General features: G+C 31.4%; 3 protein-coding genes and 1 tRNA gene. 2 read left to right on the plus strand and 2 right to left on the minus strand.

Translation table 11 applies throughout. The features are described from left to right. Positions 1 to 529: 529 nt before the first annotated feature. Positions 530 to 2,905 carry a discoidin domain-containing protein gene (locus tag K5V21_RS18840; protein ID WP_221862622.1) on the plus strand — a complete coding sequence of 792 codons (2,376 nt, stop codon included), beginning with the start codon at positions 530 to 532 and terminating at the stop codon, positions 2,903 to 2,905. A 319-nt stretch (positions 2,906 to 3,224) separates the two neighbouring features. Here the strand turns inward: K5V21_RS18840 and K5V21_RS18845 are convergent, their stop codons facing one another. Together K5V21_RS18845 and K5V21_RS18850 are read right to left on the minus strand one after the other, a co-directional pair. Next, on the minus strand, positions 3,225 to 4,226 hold the full coding sequence (locus tag K5V21_RS18845; RefSeq protein ID WP_204595129.1) for a GGGtGRT protein: 1,002 nt from the start codon (positions 4,224 to 4,226) through the stop codon (positions 3,225 to 3,227). 31 nt (positions 4,227 to 4,257) lie between these two features. Beyond that, positions 4,258 to 4,950 (minus strand): iron-sulfur cluster assembly scaffold protein, encoded by a 693-nt coding sequence (locus K5V21_RS18850; RefSeq protein ID WP_204595128.1) that lies wholly within the window; start codon positions 4,948 to 4,950, stop codon positions 4,258 to 4,260. Between the two features lie 269 nt (positions 4,951 to 5,219). On the opposite strand from K5V21_RS18850, the gene K5V21_RS18855 reads away from it, so the two are divergent. After that, positions 5,220 to 5,303: transfer RNA gene (locus tag K5V21_RS18855), tRNA-Leu, on the plus strand. Positions 5,304 to 5,413 lie beyond the last annotated feature (110 nt).

Consider the following 5,413-nt stretch of genomic DNA (forward strand, 5'->3'; position numbering starts at 1 on the left):
TATCCTATTCTTATTTACTGATACTATTGCCATCTCTGCTGATGAGAAAAATGCATTTACTCCTGTCAAAATAAGTACTAATATTAACTGGGGTATAATACTTCCCGGCTCGGGTTCTAACATGTTTGTATTCCTCCTAAAAATGTATAATAAATTGATATTATCATAAATTTTTATAAATTACAATTGTTTATTTTTAGCACTTAACTAATGTGTTCTATCCATTTAAATAATCATTCCTGTAAAGTATAGAATTAACCTTTTAGTCCATACTCCAATACTAATTTGATATTAATTGTGAATAAATACTTTCATATTTATACATAATTATTCTTTCTATCGCTTCATATATATATCAAAATTTCTCATGATTTTTTAGCTTATTTTTTTGTATTTTTAGTAACAATGTTCTACTAAAATTAACATATCCAAACGTTATTTTCCTTTAATATTAATAGACAAATAATTATAATAAAAATTATAATTAAATTATATTTTTTATTAAATTAATTTTTAGGGGGACATAAAAATGAAAACAAAAAAGATACTTTTCACTCTAATGGTAGCAATGGTTATATCATCTGCTACACCTATAAACAAAGCATTCGCCTCAACTAATACTTCACTTAATTCGTCTAATGCTTCAATTGACATATCTGTAAATAAAGTAAATAGCACAGATTCTTTTTCTAAACAATTAACTGAGACAAATGAAGCCTTAAATCAAATAATAGAAAAAACTTCTGACTCTGATTTAGATTCCATTATAAATAATGATATTGTTAAAAGTTATTTACCGTTAAGAGAATTTATATCAAGAGTCGGTGCATCAGAATTAACTAATTTTTATAATAAAAACCAAGATCAACAAAACTTTATAAACTGGCTTATAGGAAGTCCTAAAGCATTAACCTTATACCTTCAAGGTGGAGAACCTACTTCTGGGAAAAATATAGATGCTCTTAGGATTTGGTCAAAAATATGGAATAATGATAAAACTTCAAGAGATGGATTTAATCTTAAGCTAGCAATAGCAACATCATTAGAACATTCTAAGCCAATAACTTTCTGGCTAGATAGCACTCAAAAGATTGATCCAGTTAAACGTTATGAATTATTTAAATCATTAAATTATAAAGATGAAATGTTTCCTGTATTTAAAACTCTTGATGTAACACATTTAAGAAAAGTTATTGATGCAAAAATAACTGATTCTGATATACTTTGGGTTAGAAAATATGTAAAAGAGGAACATCCTGACTTATTAAGTCAAGATAAAATTTCAAGCATTGTTTGGAGTATTAAATATACTGACAAAAATCCAGAAGGTAAAAGCATATTTGGACCTGATTTTTATGGAAAACACCCCACATTTAAAACTGTTTTAGATTATGGCGGTGTTTGTGGATCTATTTCTTATTTTGGATCAATGACTTCTAAATCATTTGGTGTACCTTCAAGTCCTGTAGGACAACCTGGTCATTGTGCAATGATATACCTAAATTCAAATGATAAATGGCAAATAACATATAATATTTCAGGATGGCCTAAATCAAGTGGTGCTACGTTAAATGATTGGTCTAAGGGTTCTAAAGGATACAATACTTCTTATAATATTTTATTTGAAGATGCTGATAAGAATAAAGAATCTCTTTCTAAGGCAGAGGAATTTAGATGGCTTGCAAATATTTCTACTTCTAAAACATCATCTATGAAATTACTTGATGAAGCAATAAAAACTTCACCTCTTGATTATGCTGCATGGAAAGATAAAATATCTGCTATGTTAAATGACCCTAATACTACAACTGATGATTATAGAAACGTAAATGCAAATATATTAAAGACATTTAGTAATTACCCAAAACCAATGGTTGATCTTCTATCTAAAATTAAGGATAAGGTAATTAATAATGATAGAAAAGAGCTTAATGAATATATAGTATCTTATAAAGCTGCTTTAGAGTCTTCTACAAATAATGATGCAAAAGCAATTGCTAAAGATTTTTTAAATGATATGGGAAGTAACGGTTTATCCTTAGCTTCATTTAGTTTCGATGGCAAAAATGCTGGAAAACTTGAGGGGATAGAGGCAGATACAGAATATAGCTTAGATGGAGGTAGAACTTATAAAACACCTACTGAACCATCTATGAAATTAAGTAAATCTGAACTTGATTCTATAACATCAGAAAATGGAATTCTTCTAAAAGTTAAAGGTGCAAAAACACCTGTTTTAATTCCTATTCAAAAGGGAGATAAAATAAACGTTTCTGAAAATGATGATGAAAATTTAATTTTTGGCATAGATAAAAATATGGAGTTTTCAATAGATAATGGAGCTACTTGGACTAAGTACGATGGTAGTAACCTACCTGATTTAAGTAAAAACTTAACTTTATTAGTACGTATGGCTGCAACTGGCACAAAGCTTCCAAGTGAACCTACTAAATTAGTTTATACTGAAAATAAAATGATAGCTGGATTTATTCCTCATTCTGAAATGGAACTTGTTTCATATTCAAGTGAACAAGATAATGGAGGCCAAGCTGCTAAAAATGCTATTGATGGTAATACGAAGTCTTTCTGGCACACAAAATGGGACAGAAGCGATAAGGTACCTTATTTAACTATAAAACTTAATAAAGAATATGATATTTCAAAATTAACTTATCTTCCAAGACAAGATACTGGAGTTAATGGTAATGTTAAAGAATATAACATATATACAAGCCTAGACGGAGTTAACTTTACAAAAGTAGCTAGTGGTACATGGAACTATAACGATAAAAAAGCTCAATCAGTAACTTTCGATAAAACTAAAACTAAATATATAAAATTTGAAGTAGTTAATGGCGTTGGTGGTTTTGCTTCAGGGGCTGAACTTAACTTATATACAAATTAATATCAATCTAATATAAATAAAAGCAGATAGTTAGAATACTATCTGCTTATTTTTTAAACTTACTTATATATAAAATTTTAAAGAGAACTGTATAAATCAATCCTCTTTAAATATCTCTATATAAATGACGCTAGGAATTTCCTATTACGCTTTATTATAGATTTCATTATTAATTATCTCTAATTTTACATTATTTATACTAACATTTCATTTAAAATATGAAAATTATATGTAAATCTTTAAAGCAAAAAAGCCTAATAGGAATTAAATCCTATTAGGCTCTAATCAAAACCATTTATAATCTAAATAAGTCTTAAAACTATTTGCTCATTGCTTCTTCTACAGCAACAGCTACAGCAACAGTAGCTCCTACCATTGGGTTGTTACCCATTCCGATAAGACCCATCATTTCAACGTGAGCTGGAACTGATGATGATCCTGCAAATTGTGCATCTGAGTGCATTCTTCCCATAGTATCAGTCATACCGTATGAAGCTGGACCTGCAGCCATGTTATCTGGGTGAAGAGTTCTTCCAGTACCACCACCTGATGCAACTGAGAAGTACTTCTTACCAGCATTTACACATTCTTTCTTGTATGTTCCAGCAACTGGGTGTTGGAATCTTGTTGGGTTAGTTGAGTTACCAGTGATTGATACGTCAACACCTTCTGAGTGCATTATAGCAACACCTTCTCTAACATCGTTAGCACCGTAACATCTAACCTTTGCTCTTGGTCCGTTTGAGTAAGCTTTTTCTCTTACTACTTTTAATTCTGAAGTGTAGAAATCAAATGCTGTTTCAACATAAGTGAATCCATTGATTCTTGAGATTACCATAGCAGCGTCTTTTCCAAGACCGTTTAAGATAACTCTTAATGGTTGCTTTCTTACTTTGTTAGCTTTTTCAGCTATTTTGATAGCACCTTCTGCAGCAGCGAATGATTCGTGACCTGCTAAGAAAGCGAAACATTCAGTTTCTTCTCTTAAAAGCATAGCTCCTAAGTTTCCGTGTCCTAATCCAACTTTTCTGTCATCAGCAACTGAACCTGGGATACAGAAAGCTTGTAATCCTTCTCCGATTGCTTCAGCAGCATCAGCAGCCTTTACGCAACCTTTCTTTATAGCTATAGCAGCTCCTAAAGTGTAAGCCCATCCAGCATTTTCGAATGCGATTGGTTGAGTTTCCTTTACGATTGTATATGGATCTATTCCTGCTTCGTCACATATAGCCTTAGCATCTTCTATTTTTTGCATTCCGTACTTATTAAGAACTGGAACGATTTGATCTATTCTTCTTTCATAACTTTCAAATAATGCCATGATTAAATTCCTCCTTACAAATTAATTTAAATTATGCGTGTCTTGGATCTATTAATTTAACAGCGTCTTCTACTCTTCCGTATTGTCCTGCTGCTTTTTCCATTGCTTCGTTAGCGCTCATTCCCTTAGCAACGAATTCCATCATTTTACCTAAATGAACGAATTTGTATCCGATAATTTCATTATCTTCATCTAAAGCAACTTCTGTTACATAACCTTCTGCCATTTCAAGGTATCTTGGTCCTTTAGCAACTGTTCCGTACATAGTACCAACTTGTGATCTAAGACCTTTTCCTAAATCTTCAAGTCCAGCTCCTATAGGTAGTCCACCTTCTGAGAATGCAGTTTGAGATCTTCCGTATACGATTTGTAAGAATAATTCTCTCATTGCAGTGTTTATAGCATCACAAACTAAGTCTGTGTTTAATGCTTCTAATATAGTCTTTCCTGGTAATATTTCTGAAGCCATAGCAGCTGAATGAGTCATTCCTGAACATCCTATTGTTTCTACTAATGCCTCTTCTATTATTCCATCTTTAACATTTAAAGTAAGCTTACATGCTCCTTGTTGAGGTGCACACCAACCTACTCCATGAGTAAGACCTGAGATATCTTTTACTTCTTTAGCTAAAACCCATTTTCCTTCTACAGGAATTGGTGCTGGTCCATGATTAGGTCCTTTAGCGATTACACACATTTCTTGAACTTCTGTTGAATACATCATATTCTAATTTCTCCTCCCTAATTATTAGATTATAAACCGTTTTTATGTACAAAAACTTAGTTTACATTTCTAGCTAGGTCAAAAACTGCCCCGGTGGGTTAGTTTTATCCTACATACATTTTAGCAAATGTACATCCATCTAACAACTAAAATATTAACTTTTTTCATATTTTTGATAAATTTATTTATATAATTGATATTTCTTTCCACATCTGATATAATATTTAACGTTGGTAACAATTATTTTATTGAGTAAAACATTATACTTTGCCACCATGGCGGAACTGGCAGACGCACATGACTCAAAATCATGCGGTTTTACCGTGTGGGTTCGATTCCCACTGGTGGCACCAAATAAAAACACTTAACTCGTAAAGCATTGAAAATACTTACTTTCAAAGTTTTACGAGTTTATTTTTCCTTGAAATTCGTGCAACAGTTGTGCAACTATAATAACTTTTAA

The organism is Clostridium sardiniense, assembly GCF_019753795.1.
Lineage (GTDB): Bacteria > Bacillota > Clostridia > Clostridiales > Clostridiaceae > Clostridium > Clostridium sardiniense.